The sequence below is a fragment of the Dysgonomonas sp. BGC7 genome, from assembly GCF_001261735.1.
Taxonomy (GTDB): Bacteria; Bacteroidota; Bacteroidia; order Bacteroidales; family Dysgonomonadaceae; genus Dysgonomonas.
The window spans coordinates 1-16,665 of the sequence record NZ_CVRP01000020.1 but is presented as its reverse complement, the minus strand read 5'-3'; the positions used below and the strand labels follow the sequence as shown (position 1 = coordinate 16,665).

General features: G+C 37.9%; 12 protein-coding genes. 7 read left to right on the top strand and 5 right to left on the bottom strand.

What is annotated here, in order from left to right:
- Positions 1 to 3 precede the first annotated feature (3 nt).
- Both BGC7_RS15830 and BGC7_RS15825 read left to right on the top strand, forming a co-directional pair.
- Entirely contained in the window at positions 4 to 1,962 is a 1,959-nt protein-coding gene (locus tag BGC7_RS15830; protein ID WP_082206809.1) for an LTA synthase family protein, read from the top strand.
- Positions 1,963 to 1,975: 13 nt separating this feature from the next.
- Positions 1,976 to 3,931, top strand: a complete 1,956-nt coding sequence (locus BGC7_RS15825; RefSeq protein ID WP_050702579.1) for an LTA synthase family protein — start codon at positions 1,976 to 1,978, stop codon at positions 3,929 to 3,931.
- A 54-nt stretch (positions 3,932 to 3,985) separates the two neighbouring features.
- Here the strand turns inward: BGC7_RS15825 and BGC7_RS15820 are convergent, their stop codons facing one another.
- Both BGC7_RS15820 and BGC7_RS15815 read right to left on the bottom strand, forming a co-directional pair.
- A complete protein-coding gene (locus BGC7_RS15820) occupies positions 3,986 to 5,173 on the bottom strand; it encodes a class I SAM-dependent rRNA methyltransferase (protein WP_050702578.1) in 1,188 nt (395 codons plus the stop codon).
- Positions 5,174 to 5,205: 32 nt separating this feature from the next.
- On the bottom strand, positions 5,206 to 7,500 hold the full coding sequence (locus tag BGC7_RS15815) for a TonB-dependent receptor (RefSeq protein WP_087880086.1): 2,295 nt from the start codon (positions 7,498 to 7,500) through the stop codon (positions 5,206 to 5,208).
- A gap of 106 nt (positions 7,501 to 7,606) precedes the next feature.
- On the opposite strand from BGC7_RS15815, the gene BGC7_RS15810 reads away from it, so the two are divergent.
- Positions 7,607 to 8,263: a PAQR family membrane homeostasis protein TrhA gene (locus BGC7_RS15810; RefSeq protein ID WP_050702577.1), complete on the top strand. Its 657-nt coding sequence runs from the start codon at positions 7,607 to 7,609 to the stop codon at positions 8,261 to 8,263.
- Here the strand turns inward: BGC7_RS15810 and BGC7_RS15805 are convergent.
- Positions 8,258 to 10,426, bottom strand: coding sequence for a helix-turn-helix domain-containing protein (locus BGC7_RS15805; protein WP_050702576.1), 2,169 nt, complete (start codon positions 10,424 to 10,426; stop codon positions 8,258 to 8,260). The two genes, BGC7_RS15810 and BGC7_RS15805, sit on opposite strands and share 6 nt — an antisense overlap.
- A gap of 70 nt (positions 10,427 to 10,496) precedes the next feature.
- On the opposite strand from BGC7_RS15805, the gene BGC7_RS15800 reads away from it, so the two are divergent.
- Positions 10,497 to 11,519 (top strand): DUF6340 family protein, encoded by a 1,023-nt coding sequence (locus BGC7_RS15800; protein WP_050702575.1) that lies wholly within the window; start codon positions 10,497 to 10,499, stop codon positions 11,517 to 11,519.
- Here BGC7_RS15800 and argS read toward each other — a convergent pair whose 3' ends face one another.
- Together argS and BGC7_RS15790 are read right to left on the bottom strand one after the other, a co-directional pair.
- Positions 11,520 to 13,313 carry an arginine--tRNA ligase gene (argS, locus tag BGC7_RS15795; protein ID WP_050702574.1) on the bottom strand — a complete coding sequence of 598 codons (1,794 nt, stop codon included), beginning with the start codon at positions 13,311 to 13,313 and terminating at the stop codon, positions 11,520 to 11,522.
- Positions 13,314 to 13,469: 156 nt separating this feature from the next.
- A complete protein-coding gene (locus BGC7_RS15790; protein ID WP_050702573.1) occupies positions 13,470 to 13,736 on the bottom strand; it encodes an HU family DNA-binding protein in 267 nt (88 codons plus the stop codon).
- A gap of 224 nt (positions 13,737 to 13,960) precedes the next feature.
- Here BGC7_RS15790 and BGC7_RS15785 point away from each other — a divergent pair, with 224 nt between their 5' ends.
- The 3 genes from BGC7_RS15785 to BGC7_RS15775 are packed head-to-tail and all read left to right on the top strand — an operon-like array spanning position 13,961 to position 16,596.
- Complete coding sequence (locus BGC7_RS15785; RefSeq protein ID WP_082206807.1) at positions 13,961 to 14,605, top strand: rhomboid family intramembrane serine protease; 645 nt, start codon at positions 13,961 to 13,963, stop codon at positions 14,603 to 14,605.
- Positions 14,586 to 15,470, top strand: coding sequence for a rhomboid family intramembrane serine protease (locus BGC7_RS15780; RefSeq protein ID WP_050702572.1), 885 nt, complete (start codon positions 14,586 to 14,588; stop codon positions 15,468 to 15,470). The genes BGC7_RS15785 and BGC7_RS15780 overlap by 20 nt, the downstream gene beginning before the upstream one ends.
- Positions 15,454 to 16,596 (top strand): endonuclease/exonuclease/phosphatase family protein, encoded by a 1,143-nt coding sequence (locus BGC7_RS15775; RefSeq protein ID WP_050702571.1) that lies wholly within the window; start codon positions 15,454 to 15,456, stop codon positions 16,594 to 16,596. Before BGC7_RS15780 ends, BGC7_RS15775 begins: the two co-directional genes overlap by 17 nt.
- Positions 16,597 to 16,665: the final 69 nt, after the last annotated feature.

Here is a 16,665-nt window from a genome sequence, read left to right as displayed (position 1 = left end):
ATTATGAAGAAACCATTGGCCGTAATTCGATACCTCTTATCCATCCACATCACTGTCCTTTTTATTCTAGCGTTTTTTCGTCTTATACTATATTTCATAAATGTACCTCAAGCAGGAGATATAACAAACAAATCCGTTCTTTTATTTTCCGCCATGCTAAAAGGGCTACAATTCGACAATCTGATGAGTTGTTATATAATAGCTATACCCACAGTGATATTACTCATTTTTGCTCTGTTTAATAAAATACCGAACATATTAGTCACGATTTTTAATATTTTCTTTATTGTAGCATATACAATCATTTTGGCTGTTTCGGCTGCCGATATTCCTTATTTCTCTTATTTCTTTACACATTTGGGAGGTTCTATACTGAACTGGTTAGCTTTCGAAGGCACAGCAGGAATGATATTGCAAGAATCGTCTTATTATATCTATTTTCTGTTGTTCATTATCACCTCTACCTTATTCGGAATTGCTGTATTTGGCTTTGGCCGAAAACTAAAAAGAACAAATACAACCGACCTGAAAGGCAAAAGCTACGCTTATTACATACCTCTTACGATTATTATATTCGGGCTCTGCTTTATGGGCATACGAGGACGATTCGGCAGATATCCTCTTCGAGTAAGTGGAGCTTATTTTTGCAGCAATTCTTTCTTCAATCAGCTAGGTGTCAATCCTGCATTCTTCTTATTAAAGAGCACAAGCAGTTATCTAAAACAAAAGGATAAGCTCGAAGGTATTATGAGTACAGAGGAAGCAATTGATTATGTAAAAAAGAGTCTCAAAATAGAAGTATCTACAGATGAGCAACACCCGATAAGCAGATATGTAGCAGAAACAGGGGTAGTTAAGAATACAAATATAGTGATTGTACTTATGGAATCTATGTCTTCCGAATTTCTAAATATGGAATATAAAGGGAAAACACTGACTCCTTATCTGCACAGCCTGATAGACAAGTCGTATTATTTCGAAAACTTTTATTCGGCAGGTATACACACAAACAATGGAATTGCTGCCAGTCTCTATGGATTCCCTCCTATATTTGAACGAACAATGATGACTCCCGATCCAGACTATTATACGGGGCTACCTATAAATTTGAAACAACAGGGGTATCAAACTTTATTTTTTGTAACATCAGACCCTCAATATGATAATATGTATTCTTTTCTGAACGAAAACGGATTTGATCATATATATTCACAATACGACTATCCAAGCGAAAAAGTAGTAAATAACTTTGGCGTACAGGATGATTACTTGTTCGAATATGGCATAAATAAGTTAAACGAAGCTGCCGAAAAGGATAAGCCTTTTCTCGCCACATTTATGACCGTAAGCAACCATCCGCCGTTTGTTGTTCCTCAACGTTTTGCCAACTCAGGTAATGACGATCAGGAGAAAATTATAGCTTTTGCTGACACCAGCTTGAAAGAATTTATGGAAGAAGCTGAAAAACAAGAATGGTACAAAAATACTATATTTATACTACTAGGCGATCATGGACGTGTTCTAGGAAAGCAAGCATACGAGATGCCTCTTACATACAATCACATACCTTTCATCATCTATTCGCCACTATTTGAGGATGTACCAAAGCGATTTACACAACCGGCAGGACAAATAGATATTTTCCCTACAGTAATGGGTATGCTAAACCAATCGTATATCAACAATTCTCTTGGTATAGACTTATTCAGAGAACATCGTCCATACACAGTTTTCGTTTCAGACAACCATTTGGGCTGTATAGATGAAAAATACCTTTACATATACGACCCAACCGAAAAAACAGATCGCCTCTATGAATATAAAACAAAGAATCCTGATAATTTACGAGACATTTACACAGCAAAGGCTGATAGTATGAAGCATTACTCTGTTTCTACCATCACTACGGCAGACTACCTCGTAAAAAGTAAAAAAACAGGACCAACAGAGTTAACAAGATAGATTAAGGTTCAAGATGAAAAAAATTAAAACCTGCATTTCATACGTCATATCAGTACACGTCCTTGCTCTGATATTTATGACATTACAAAGATTAGTACTACTCACTACTAATTTGCAACATATTGCCGATGTAGATTCCAAATTCAGTTGGATATCATCAGCTCTCCTCAGAGGTATCTGGTTCGACAATGTCATAGCTTGTTACATATCCATTTTACCTTTGGTTGCCTTATCCATTGTCGGGCTGTGCAATATCGCCAAAAAGGCTGTATTCAATGGATTTAACATATACTACATCGTAATATACACTCTCGTTTTCGCTATTGGAATAGCCGATATCCCTTATTTCAACTATTTCTTCAAACATCTCAATTCCTCTATTTTCAACTGGAATGAGGAGGGCGGTACAACTGCCAGAATGATACTCGAAGAGGCTTCTTACTATATCTACATGGTCTTATTTGTGATTGCCATTATTTCTTTTGGATATCTGGTATTTATGATAAGTAAAAAGCTGCTGCGAAAAGAACAACAGAATCTAAAGTCAAAACAATATCTGATATACGTACCTACATGCCTTATACTTATAACACTATGTATATTTGGAATCAGAGGGCGGTTTGGGTATAATCCCATTAAAACCAGCCAGGCTTATTTTTGCGACAACTCGTTTCTCAATCAGCTCGGTATCAATCCATCGTTTTACTTTATGCGCGATGTTATAGAGTCTTCCAAGTCTCACTATAATGTCGATAGCCTTATAACGGAAAGCGAAGCCATCACAATAGTACAAAAAGCTTTGAATGCACCTCACAACGGTGAAGGAGAATCTCCCATTGTAAGAGAAGTTGTTGCCGAAGGAGAAGCGAAGAAGATGAATGTAGTAGTCATACTGATGGAGTCGATGTCTTACGATCTATTAAAGATTCGTGAAAACGGAAAAGAAATTACCCCGTACTTAAACAGCCTGTTAGAAAAATCATACTTCTTCGAAAACTTCTATTCTGCCGGCACACACACTAATCATGGAATATTAGCTACTCTATACGGCTTACCTGCTCTTTTCGACCGAAACATGATGAAAAATGTTGATATCCCTCTATGCGAAGGACTACCATACATCCTACAACAGCAAAATTACAGAACTATGTTTTTTATGACGCACGAAGCTCAATATGACAATATGAATGCTTTTCTGCTCGAAAACGGTATTGAAGAAATATACTCACAAGAGAATTACCCTCGAGAGAAACGACGCAATAGTTTTGGTGTTGCCGACGATTACCTATTCGAATACGGACTGGATAAAATCAATGAAAAATCGAAGGACAAAAAGCCTTTTTTTGCCACACTTCTCACAGTAAGTAATCATCCGCCATATATTGTTCCTGACGAATTCAAGGCGACAAGCAACGATCCTCAATATCAGATTGTAGCTTTTGCTGACAATGCTATTCGTCAGTTTATGGAAAAAGCTGAGAAGGAAGAATGGTTTGCCAACACAGTCTTTGTGCTACTTGGCGATCATGGTAAGATAGTCGGATCTCAAACATACGAAATGCCACTATCATACAATCACATTCCTTGCATTATCTATTCTCCGGCATTCGATAATGCCCCTCAACGATTACACCAACTAGGAGGGCAGGTAGATGTATTACCTACACTGTTAGGGCTGCTAAATCATTCGTACGAAAATAATACCTTCGGAGTAGATCTATTTAAGACGAACAGACCTTATATGTTCTTTTCTTCCGATGATGCTTTGGGCTGTATCAGTCCCCAATATTTTTATACATACAACTTCAAAGCGAAGGTGGAGGGCTTATATAAATATGCTGAAAACAGTGCTGAAAATATGGCCTCGGCCCACAGACAGGAAGCCGACAGTATGCGCACGTACTCCGCTGCAATGTTTCAGACAGCAAGTTATATGTTTAAAAATAAGCTAACCCGCACCGATAAGTAAAAAAACTCCGCTACAAAAGATGTAGCGGAGTTTTTATTATATAGAACAAATCAATTATTCGACATACAATACCAATCCTTTCAAATATTCCCCTTCGGGATGATATATATTTACTGGATGGTCTGCCGGTTGGCTTAGCTGATGCAGAATTCTGACTTTACGTCCCGACATAGCAGCCGCACTAAACACTGCTAAACGGAAGGCCTCTTTTGTTATCACCTGCGAACAAGAGAACGTAAATATAATTCCTCCGGATGCTATCTTGTCAAAAGCAACTGCATTCAGTCGTTTATATCCTTGCAACGCGTTTCTGATAGCTCCTCGATGTTTAGCAAAGGCAGGAGGATCGAGAACGATAAGATCATAATCTCCTTTGTTTATTTTACCCAAAAACTTAAAAGCGTCTTCAGCATAAGCTTCGTGTCGTTTATCGTCAGGAAAGTTTATCTCAACATTCTTATTGGTCAGCATAATAGCTTTCGACGAACTATCTACCGAATGCACAAGTTTTGCATAACCTCGCATAGCATAAAAAGAGAATCCACCAGTATAGCAAAACATATTGAGCACAGAGCGTCCGTTTGCATATTTCTCCAACAAAGCCCGATTGTCGCGCTGATCGACAAAGAAACCCGTCTTCTGTCCTTTTACCCAGTCGGGATAAAATTTCAGTCCGTTCTCGACAGCAACTTCCGTTACATCTTTACCCCCGTACAGATATTCGTTTTCAGCACCTAAATCGGCCTTATATGGTAACGTAGTCTCCGATTTGTAATAAATATTCTTCAGAGAATCACCCATCACCACTTTCAAGGCTTCACTTATAACGAGACGATCCTCGTGCATCCCGACAGAATGAGATTGAAAAACAGCCGTCTCCGCATAAATATCGATGATGAGCCCGGGCAAGCTATCTCCTTCGCCATGAACAAGGCGGTAAGAGTTATTATCGGAAGACACAAGACCGATAGACTTTCTAAGATCAAAAGCAGAACGCAATCGTCTTTCCCAAAAAGACTGATCGATGTCTTCTTCCTCAAAAGACAAAACACGTACTTCTATGCTGCCTATCTGATAATGGCCTATGGCTATAAAATCGCCTGCAGTTGTATATACAGTAACAACCTCACCTTCGGTCAGGTCATTATCTTTTTCCTGTACTGCCCCTGAAAATATCCAAGGATGAAAACGCCTCAAGGAATCTTCCTTTTTAGGCTTTAATTTTATCTTTTTGTAATTCATACTTTTAAAGCTGAAAGCTCAGAAAGGCAAAATTACAATTTTATTTTCAAAGAAGCTCCCCAGCGCATTGGTTTTCCTTTCTGCACATAATAATTACTCATTGACTCGAACAGAAAGGCATTGTAATCACGGTCTAAGATATTCTTACCCCAGAACTCTAATTCGAAAATATTTTTCTCTAAAGACAGGCTTGCGTTTAATGTACCATAAAAACCTTGAGACATCTCATTATTCTCAGCCCAGAATACTCGTCCTATACCTGCATAATTGGTATCGAATGTAAAACGGTCTATTATCAATTTTTTTTTGAAGTTTGCAGATATACTTCCTCCTACACTAAATGTAGACTCAGGAGCAAAAGGAATATGATTATTGGTATAGTTTACCGCATCTTTATCATTTGTTGCCGACGTTTGATAGTCTTTGAAACGGGCATCAGCATAACCATAATTAGCATAGAGATAAAACCCACTACAAGGGCGGGCTTTTAACCCTAACTCGAACCCCTTACTCACAGCTTTACCCGCATTGCTTATCATTCTGCCGCCACGCGTATTCACAAACTGAGTAATCTGCACATCGCGCACATCTATATAATAGATAGCTATATCAGCAGACAATGTATTTTTTATAGGTTCAAATTTTCCACCGAGTTCATAATTCCAGCTATATTCCGGCTGATAGGCAATTCTATCATTTGTTTGCTCTTCGGTAGGAACAGCTTGTCTCATAAGTCCATTTACCAGAGCCTCCTGCAATAGGTCAGCAAATACCTGAATATTATTTCCTCCGGTCTTATATCCTCGAGAAGCAGACACATACATATAAGAAGCAGGATCAAGTTGATACTTAATCACCATCTTTGGCAACAGTTCTAAAAAATCATCAGAAGACGAGCCTATCAATTTTGTCTCAGTCACTTGCGGCATAGCAACAGGTGAGCCCGGAGGCTTTAGCATATAGTTTACTGTTGCATCGGAATTATATTCCAGCTTGGTTCTCTCGTAATCGAGACGCAAACCAAAAGTCACAGATAATCCCGGCGTTTGCAGAATATTATTGAATGTAGACTGATGAAAGGCTGCAATACCATATATCGGGCGTTTGAAACTACTATTCAGATCTATTACATCATCCGTGAAATTATATTCGGGTATATATTGAGGATTAGAAGCATGTAAGCCATCCATTGTCTTTTGCATATAAAGATCAATAGCATCTTTCATCATATAGACAGGTGATGTTGTATGCAAATAGTCATAAAAGCCATACCCACCAAACGACCATTGATAATCAGCTTTTGTCGTCGATTTTATTGTCATTTCCTGACTCAGCGAATTCTGATTTTGTTTTTGATTGATCTGAAAAAAAGATTTGGGTGTATAGTCCTGATCCATATTCATTTTGTCGTTCAAGTACTGATATCCGGTAGTGGAATTTATCTCATAACTGTCACCTTTATAACGTAAAGCAATACCATTTGTAATCAAATTTCGTTTATAGTAACTATCCGAATTATAATTTATTTCATTCGTTGCTATATTAGCATAAGGAAAAGCTCCCTGATCGACAAAATCGTAACTGAGAGAAGCGGTTGCCGATAATCGGGAAGATATATCCCATACAAATTTAGCTCGTCCACCTGCATTCTTCATATCATCAACCTTCTCTCCATTATATTCATTTGTGAAGTATCCATCATCCTGTTTATAATAGGCACCTACAGAAAAGCCCATTTTATTATTCAGACGTTGGTAATGAGACGCATTAGCAGAAAACTGCCCATAATTCCCGCCTCCTACTTTAAGGGTAGTGCCCTGATAAGAGAGAGGAGAATATGTATATATATTCAGAATCCCTCCCATAGCATTTCGCCCGTAGAGTGTGCCTTGTGTGCCTCGTAGCACTTCAACTCGCTGAATATCGAACATTTCCACATCAAATGAAGTAGTATTAAAGGACGGAACATTGTCTATATACAGGCTCACTGTCTGATCGCCCGATCTGGCTCCGATCCCTCTTATATAAACAGGAGAAGTCATTTTTGACCCATAATCGGCTGCAAAATAATTCGGAACTATTGCTGTCAGATCTTTTAGCGAATGTACCTGCAACTGCTCCAGATTTTTAGGAGAAAATACAGATACTGCCGCAGGAAGAGATTTCAAACTATTAGTTTCCTTCGTTGAGGAAAGTATTACAATATCATTTTTTAACTGAGTGTATAGAGTATCTTTTGGTATATTACCCTCTGAGAACACACATAATGAGACAAGAAAAAAAGACAGAATAAGAGATAGGCTGTTTATATAAAATTTCAAATTCATAGATTTAGTTTATTAGAAAATACAAAGAAAAAAGAATCTGACCTCTTTATCAATCACTACTTCTAGTGATTTGATAAAAAATATTTGCTTACTTTTGTTTCTTAGGATGGGAACAATACATTATACCAAAAACGAAGAAATAGCCAACGCCCTATCACATGCGGCAGGCATAGTGTTAGGCATAGTTGCCGGATATATACTTCTGGAAAAAGCAGGAAGAAGTGGAAGCTATTGGGAAACAGGAAGCGTAATAGCATATCTGTTTGGTATGTTGGCATCCTATATCACATCTACTTTCTACCACTCATGCAAGCCTGACAATAAGAAAAGAAGAGAGATGCTCAGAAAATCGGATCACGCAGCTATTTATCTTCACATAGCCGGCACATATATCCCTTTCACACTTATTGTTCTACGCAATGAGGGACTGTGGGGATGGACACTTTTTGCTTTTATTTGTACAGCAGCACTAGCGGGATTGATAGTTAGCTTTGCCAAGCTAAAAACACACAGCAATCTGGAAACTATTTGTTTCGTTCTCATGGGTTCTTCCATTCTCGTTGCATTCAAACCCCTATATGATGTTCTGTCCTTGAATGGACAAGTCGCTTCTCTCTATTGGCTTATAGCAGGAGGTATTTCTTATATCGCAGGAGCTTTCTTTTATTCGTGGACAAAAAAGGAATATATGCATACCGTATTTCATTTCTTTGTTCTGGGAGGTAGCATATGTCATATAATAGCCATCTACATTATTCTATAATACGGAGTTGCGTCGGGTATAATGTAAATGATTCATTACCGACCTTATGTCGGCATAAGTATATTTGTCGGGTAAGTTAGCTTTTAATGCTGTAAGAGAAAGATCTTTATCCATTTTTTCTATTTCGGAGAGTAGAAACTTTACTTTATCCTCTTCCATCAAGTCATAGATACTTAATTCTCCAGTCAGAATAAACCCTGAAAGATGACCTTCTACTGTAGTTGCAGACAAGTTTCTTTCTTTAGCTATTTCTGTGATAGACTCTCCTTCTCTAAACAAAGACAAGGACAATCGTTGACTCTCCCCTTTCTCAGCTTTCCTTTTCTTTTCGGGAACATCTATCGTCTCTTTTTTTTCAGGTATAAGACGATCAAAAACCAATCCTTCTGTTAGGTTTACATCTCCATAATAGACAGACTCGAGTCGATCTAACAAGCGTAATAAGGTTGTATGTATCTCTTTTGCTTTTTTCAGGTATTGTTTCACCTTAGAAGCATTCTTAAGACTATCGAGATGTTCCTCGACAGGAAGCATTATATACTGCTGAACATCGCGATGAAAGTAGATCACCCCTTTTTGTACTCGCTCGCGGAGATAATTTATGTTTATCGGGTGCACAGCGAGAATACGCTCTATTTCTTTTATAAAGTTATAGGCAATCTCCTGCTGTTCTATGGCCCTACTACAAAGATGAGCCATCATTGTACGGGTTTCTTCCTGCCGTGGTATTTTTTTCTCTGTTGCCAATTCGTTCAACGAGTGAAGGCTTCGTATGAAGGGAGACCAATCGAAATATTTTTTTAGTTGCTGAGCACAGAAATAGGGCTTCTCCTTACTCAGTACTTCTCGCAAATAAGACGGATCTTGTTCGTTTGCAGAGAATTCAATTGCATATCTGTCGGTACTTATACTCTGGGGAGATATTCGCGAGAACAAAACAATACCGTTAAGGCTCGTACAGCGGCTCAATGCTACATAGACCTGCCCGGGAGCAAAAGCCTGCCCGGCATCTATAACCACTCTTTCAAAGGTTAAGCCCTGACTTTTGTGTATGGTAACAGCCCAAGCCAAACGGATGGGATATTGGCTAAAGGAGCCTAGTTCTTCCTCTTCTATCTCTCCCGACTCCTGATTCAAGACATAACGAACATTACGCCATGTTTCGGGCTCCAGTTCCATGAGATGCCCATTTTCGAAACAGACTTCTATTTTATCTGCTTTCAGACGGCTTATTGTTGCAAGTTTTCCATTATAATAACGCCTGCTCTCTCCGGCATCGTTTTTTATAAACATAACCTGAGCCCCTTCTTTCAGGACTAGATCTTGTTCAGTAGGTAAAGAGTTTTCTGCAAAGTCGCCTCTTACCTCCCCTCTGTATATAAACTCCCGAGTTTTTAATTTCGTCAGTTCTTCACTATTGATTCGCTCCGCTTTATAGTTGTGAGTGCAAAGAACTATGTATTTTTCCTTTTCGGGCAAAACAAAAGCCGGATTGTAGTTTTGATTCAGAACCGATAAATCCTGAGAAGTAGGGCAATTGTTGCGAACACGGTTCAATATATCTATAAACGTTTGATCTTGTTGCCGATATATCTTTTTCAACTCGACATACAATAAAGGGAAATCAGCCAGCACCTGCGCATGAAAGAAGAACGGTGACGGATAGTAATGTTTCAACTCTCCCCACTCCGAAGTTTGCACCACAGGAGGAAGCTGAAACATATCGCCAATGAAAAGCATCTGAACTCCACCAAAAGGTCTGGGGTCGTTTCTGTAGCGGCGCAACAAATAGTCTATAGCATCGAGCATATCGGCTCTCAACATACTCACTTCGTCTATTATCAGCAGATCGAGCTCTCTCAACATATCTATCTTAGACTTTCGCAGTTTGAAATGGTAATCAAGCTTTTTCTTTCCTTCAAAGTTTGGAATAAAAGGTTCGAATGGGAGCTGTAGCAGCGAATGCAGTGTTATTCCTCCTGCATTGATGGCTGCAACTCCCGTAGGGGCAGCAACGACAATGTTCTTATCTGTATGATTTTTTATATGATGCAAGAATGTAGTTTTCCCTGTACCGGCTTTTCCTGTAAGAAAAACACTTTGCGAAGTGTATTTTACTATATCAGAGGCCAGACCAAACATATCATTCACAAGCTGTTCCATTATTTAAGTGTTTAGTATTGCAAATATAAGTCTTATTTTTGTACATTTAGGGTATTAAAAACGGGCTACAATGAGAAAATTGTCTTTTATTTTTATTGGAATAATATTAAGTTCGTGTGTTTCTACCAAATTTATAACATTGGAAGTTCGTGAACCCGCTGCTGTTTCTTTCCCACCAGAGGTGACTAATGTACTTATTGTGGATAACAGTTCTTCATATACCGAAAATGAGGATGAAAGCACCAAAGGCTCTGGGATCCTAGAATTGGACAGTGCAAGAACCATACTGCTGAATTCATTGGCTCTGTTTATGAATGAGGAAAATTATTTTAGCAAAGTTGAACTTTATCCTCACAAAACAAACAATAGTGAGACAAGTATTCCTTTAAGCAAAAGCAAAATACAATCTCTCTGCAAAGAAAAACAAGCAAACTCCATAATTTCGCTCGACATGTTTGCCATATCCGCTCAGGTAGAATCCGAAAACACTGCATATTTTACCAATTACAGTATTTTAGGAGCAAAGTTGGGAGCATTTATCAACGTATACTCTGCTGAAGGAGCTCTATATTCAACTCCGATAGGATATATTGACAGTCTATTCAGAGCCGAAGAACGAGACTGGAGCCGAAGAATAAAAAGCAATATAGCCGAAGTAAACGACCTTATAACAGAGATTTCTGTAGTAGGTGCAGATAAGCTTACAGGAAAGTTTATTCCTTCATGGAAAACTCAGGACAGATTCTATTATTCCGACAACTCCGGTAAAATGAAAGAGGCTGCTCAATGTGTTGATGCCGGTAAATGGGCGGAAGCAGCCGAAATTTGGAGCGATTTATATGACACGGAAACCAATCCCAAGAAAATGATCAGGCTTGCTCTTAACTTGGCGCTAGCAAATGAAGCTATAGACGAAACGGAAAATGCTTTCTCCTGGATCAATACTGCATTCGGCTTACTTCCCAGCAACAATAGGAAATCTCAACTAGCTACTGAAGTCACATTATATAAAGAAATTCTGAGAAATAGGCTAGAAAATAAGCCCAAGCTGTATGAACAACTCGGGCTTGAAGATATTGAGGAAGAAAAATAATTACATTCTGTCAGGAACATCAATTCCAAGCAACGACATTCCACTCTTTACTACTTTGGCTACTTCTTCGGAAAGAACAAGCCTGAAATCTCTCAAAGACTGATCTTCTTCTTTCAGAATAGTATAGTCATGATAGAACTGATTGTATTCTTTAACCAGATCATAAATATAATTAGCTATCAGTGCAGGATTATATTCATCACCAGCCTGTTTTACGACAACCGCATAGTCAGCTACCAATTGTATAAGATTTTCTTCTTTTGTAGTCAACGCAATATCGGCAGACAAAACCGCAGGTACACTTAAGCCTAAATCGGTAGCTTTACGAATCACCGAACAAATACGGGCATGCGTATATTGTATAAACGGCCCTGTATTTCCGTTAAAGTCGATAGATTCTTTAGGGTTGAAGGTCATATTCTTTTTAGGATCTACTTTCAGAATAAAGTATTTCAAAGCCCCCAGACCTACCGTACGTGATATTTTATCTGCTTCTTCCGTACTTATTCCATCTAGTTTTCCAAGCTCCTGAGAAGTTTCTTTTGCTGTAGCGACCATCTCGTCAACAAGATCATCAGCATCTACAACAGTTCCTTCTCTCGACTTCATTCTGCCTTCAGGAAGCTCAACCATACCGTAAGAGAAGTGGACAAGCCCTTTCCCAAAATCGAAGCCTAATTTATCTAACAAAATAGACAATACCTGAAAATGGTAGTTTTGCTCGTTTCCCACAACATATACCATTGTGTTGATAGGGTAATCATCGAAACGAAGCTTAGCCGTACCAATATCCTGTGTCATATACACAGAAGTACCATCGCCACGCAGAAGCAACTTGTGATCCAAGCCCTCTGCTGTAAGATCTGCCCAAACAGACCCGTCTTCTTTCTTATAGAAAATCCCCTTTTTCAGACCATCCAGCACTGTGTCTTTTCCGTCCAGATAGGTTTGAGATTCATAATATATTTTATCGAAGTCCACTCCGAGTTTTTTATAGGTTTCGTCAAAACCCGCATAAACCCATGAATTCATTTTTTCCCATAAGGAAACCACCTCTATATCACCAGCCTCCCATTTGCGAAGCATTTCTCTGGCCTCTGCCATTATCAGAGACTGAGCTTCCGAAGCTTCTTTTGTTAAGCCTTTCGACTGTAATTCTGCTATCTCTGCTTTATAATGCTTATCGAATAATACATAATAATCGCCGACCAAATGATCGCCTTTTTTCCCGGAAGACTCTGGTGTTTCTCCATTGCCCCACTTCTGCCAAGCAAGCATAGACTTGCATATATGGATACCTCGGTCGTTTACTATATTTGTTTTTACTACTTGCTTTCCATTAGCTTTCAGCACTTCTGACAGAGCAAAACCAAGAAGGTTGTTACGGACATGTCCCAAATGAAGAGGTTTGTTCGTATTGGGAGAAGAGTATTCGATCATCACCAACGGAGAATCTGCTGTAGCCTTGCAAACACCGTAGCTCTCGACAGAACGAATATCATTCAACAGCTCAAGCCAGCATGAAGTCGCAACAGATAGGTTTAAAAAACCTTTTATTACATTAAAGCTTGAGATCTCTTCAGCATTAGCTTGTAGCCACTCGCCTATCTCTTGTGCCGTTTGTTCCGGATTTTTTTTAGAAATTTTCAAAAACGGGAAAACAACTAATGTAAGATGCCCTTCGAATTCTTTTTTTGTTTTTTGCAGCGAAATCTGATTAAGATCTACAGTTTGTCCATAAAGCGAAAAGATCGCTTTTACAACTGCTTCTTGTAATCTACTTTCTATTTTCATATATTATTTCTATTATTTTCTATTGTCGGACTGCAAAATTAAAAAAAAAGCAGTTATGAGCCTTATTATTAGAATCAATAAGTTACAATTTTAGGCAAATAAAAAAGCAGAAGCTTTTATTCTTCTGCTTTTTTATTAATTTATTCTATTGCTAAATTATAGAGAAGCTAAATCTGCACCAGCTTTGAATTTAACAGTCTTTTTAGCAGGGATGTTTATAACAGCTTTTGTTCTAGGATTGATACCTTTTCTTGCAGCTTTTTGAGTTACTGAGAAAGTTCCAAAGCCAACTAGGGCAACTTTACCTCCATTCTTAACTTCACCTGTTACTGATTCGATAAATGCTTCTAAAGCCTTTTTAGAATCAACTTTGCTTAAGCCTGATTTTTCAGCAATAGCATTGATAAGTTCTGTCTTGTTCATAATAAAAATTGTAATGATTAATTAAACATTATATAACTGAGATATTTGTTCTTCTTTTCCAGTTCTAAGTCTCAAATATAAGTGTTTTATTTAATAATCATAAAAAAAAATGCAAAAAACTGATTCTAAATAAGAAAATATATAAAAGTGGGTATAAATTGACCTCAGAAAAGAGAAAAAAGCATTACTTTTGGGCTTTGATAAAAGAAAACAAAGGAAATAAAATGAATCAAGGCAACAATGGCTTTTTGGGTAATATACCATTAGTTACAAGGAATATTCTTATCATAAACGCTCTAATATATTTAGCCCAATATCTACTGCATAAGAATGGATTATATATTATCGAAGAATATGGTGCTCTTTTCCCTATCGGATCAGACTATTTCATGCCACATCAGATTATTACCTATATGTTTTTACATGGAAGCCTCGGGCATGTCTTCTTTAATATGTTCGCCGTATTTATGTTCGGACGTACACTAGAAATGGTATGGGGACCCAAGAAGTTTCTAGTCTACTATATGCTTACCGGAATAGGTGCCGGTCTTACTCAACTATTGGTATGTTACTTAACTGGATCAGAGTACCCTACTCTCGGCGCCTCTGGTGCAGTATTCGGTGTATTAGTTGCTTTTGGGATGCTATTTCCAAATTCGGAGTTGTTTATTATTCCGTTCCCTTTTCCTATAAAAGCTAAATGGTTGGTTATTGGATATGGAGCTATCGAACTGTATTTGGGTGTCGCTGACAGAGCAGGAGACAATGTGGCACACTTTGCTCACTTAGGAGGGCTTGTCGTAGGTTTCCTTATATTACTTTACTGGCGCAAAAAAGGTTTTTTCACCAATGGGAATATACTCAAATAATATAAAACCAATACTTCTTCGCAAAGATATATTGATACGTCTTATCGTTATCAATGTCTGCGTGTTTCTTCTTTTAGCACTTCTGAATATTGCTAAACTATTTGATATCGATATTACTGATACAGCCGTGAGATATATCGCTGTGCCGGCACAGATAGATATACTATTGTCTCGTTTCTGGACTGTTTTCACATATATGTTCGTGCATGAAAACTTTTTGCATATACTGTTCAATATGTTGATGCTATATTGGTTCGGGCGAATATTTCTATCATACTTTTCTGCCAAGAACCTTAGCAGTTTATATATCCTCGGAGGATTGGCAGGTGCAGCACTTTACATTTTGTCTTTCAATACTATCCCTGCACTTATCAGGATGAATGATGCTCCTATGATCGGGGCTTCCGCTTCGGTTATGGCAATAATATTTGCTGTTGCATTTTACAAACCCAATTTAGAGATCGGATTACTTTTATTGGGTAGAATAAAAATAATATATGTTGCTATCGCCCTCTTTGCTCTCGATTTTATAGGGCTTGGTAGTTTGTCGAATCCGGGAGGTCATATCGCACATATCGGGGGTGCCATACTCGGATATATATATGCAAAACAATATCTTCGAGGAAAAGACATTACTAAATGGCTCAACAAAATCATAGATCTGATTGTTAATTTACTCAAGCCTTCGCTCAAAAAGCCAATGAAGGTAAAGTACAAAAAGAGAGAAACCGACTACGAGTATAATCAGCGAACAAAGAGTGAGTCTGAGGAGATAGATAGAATCTTAGATAAAATAAAAGCATCAGGTTATACAAGCTTGAGTTCGGATGAAAAAAAGCGACTTTTCGATGCCAGTAAAAAATAAACTTACAGAATTTAGATTTGGCAGATATATTAAGTATATCATATTCGCCACCAATATAATAGCTATTGTATTACTATTACTATCCATCTTCTCATGGACAGTACTCCCCTCTAAGATAACAATCATTGCCTATCTCGGACTAATATTTCCTATAACGCTATTTATCAACATCGTATATCTTATTCTGTGGACAGCTACATGGAGATGGAAATATGCATTGGTACAGCTTATTGTCATAGCTTGTTGCTGGCAACCTATATCTACATGCTTTCCTGTACATATGAGGCAGGACAAAATGCCTGAAAACAGGTTTAAGGTACTTACTTACAATGTACGATCATTTAATTGGCTAAGAGGAGATTCGGCCCGTAAAAACCCTATATTCGACTATGTATTGGAAAGCAATGCCGATATTGTATGCTTTCAGGAATTTTCAGTGGCTACTAAAAAAGATAAGCGCAGCATAATTTCCGAACAGGAATTAAATAACATAATGAAAGACTATCCACATCGGTCTATAATAAGATTTGGTAAGTCTACAAAAAAAACATCTTCTCATATCTATGGCATCGCTGTTTATTCTAAATTCCCCATCGAAGAATCAGCCAAAGTTCCTCTAGAAAGTATATATAACGGATCGGTAATGCACACACTTACTATACAAGGAAAGAAAGTTAATCTTGTAGTGAATCATCTCGAATCGAACAGGCTTACCACAGAAGATAAGAAACTATATAAAGACTTTTTGAAGAGTAGAGATAGGGAATCGTTCGACGAAATGGCACTAAACCTACAAGAAAAGCTTGGAACGGCGTACAAGATCAGAGAGGAGCAGGTCAATGTTATTCGCAAGCTGATGGAACAGAAAAAGAGTGATGCAACTATTATTTGTGGCGACTTTAACGACACTCCTTTATCGTATGCTTATCACACAATGAAGAAGGATCTTGTAGACTCGTATGCTAATACAGGATTTGGACAAGGCATTACCTACCATGAAAATTATTTTTGGGTACGTATAGATTATATAATGCACTCTTTGGGTATTCAATCGTATAATTGCACTGTAGACAAAGTGAAATATTCGGATCATTATCCGGTATGGACATATCTGGCTTTCAAATAAAATTACACTTTGATATAAATAAAAGAGGGCGCTTCCATCAGGAAGCGCCCTATTTTGTAAATATTATAT

Excerpts from the sequence above, each read along its gene's own strand:
- BGC7_RS15825 (WP_050702579.1), top strand. The coding sequence starts at position 1,976 with ATGAAAAAAATTAAAACCTGCATTTCATACGTCATATCAGTACACGTC.
- BGC7_RS15820 (WP_050702578.1), bottom strand. The coding sequence starts at position 5,173 with ATGAATTACAAAAAGATAAAATTAAAGCCTAAAAAGGAAGATTCCTTG.
- BGC7_RS15815 (WP_087880086.1), bottom strand. The coding sequence starts at position 7,500 with ATGAATTTGAAATTTTATATAAACAGCCTATCTCTTATTCTGTCTTTT.
- BGC7_RS15775 (WP_050702571.1), top strand. The coding sequence starts at position 15,454 with ATGCCAGTAAAAAATAAACTTACAGAATTTAGATTTGGCAGATATATT.
- BGC7_RS15790 (WP_050702573.1), bottom strand. The coding sequence starts at position 13,736 with ATGAACAAGACAGAACTTATCAATGCTATTGCTGAAAAATCAGGCTTA.
- BGC7_RS15800 (WP_050702575.1), top strand. The coding sequence starts at position 10,497 with ATGAGAAAATTGTCTTTTATTTTTATTGGAATAATATTAAGTTCGTGT.
- BGC7_RS15780 (WP_050702572.1), top strand. The coding sequence starts at position 14,586 with ATGGGAATATACTCAAATAATATAAAACCAATACTTCTTCGCAAAGAT.
- argS (WP_050702574.1), bottom strand. The coding sequence starts at position 13,313 with ATGAAAATAGAAAGTAGATTACAAGAAGCAGTTGTAAAAGCGATCTTT.
- BGC7_RS15805 (WP_050702576.1), bottom strand. The coding sequence starts at position 10,426 with ATGGAACAGCTTGTGAATGATATGTTTGGTCTGGCCTCTGATATAGTA.
- BGC7_RS15830 (WP_082206809.1), top strand. The coding sequence starts at position 4 with ATGAAGAAACCATTGGCCGTAATTCGATACCTCTTATCCATCCACATC.
- BGC7_RS15810 (WP_050702577.1), top strand. The coding sequence starts at position 7,607 with ATGGGAACAATACATTATACCAAAAACGAAGAAATAGCCAACGCCCTA.
- BGC7_RS15785 (WP_082206807.1), top strand. The coding sequence starts at position 13,961 with ATGAATCAAGGCAACAATGGCTTTTTGGGTAATATACCATTAGTTACA.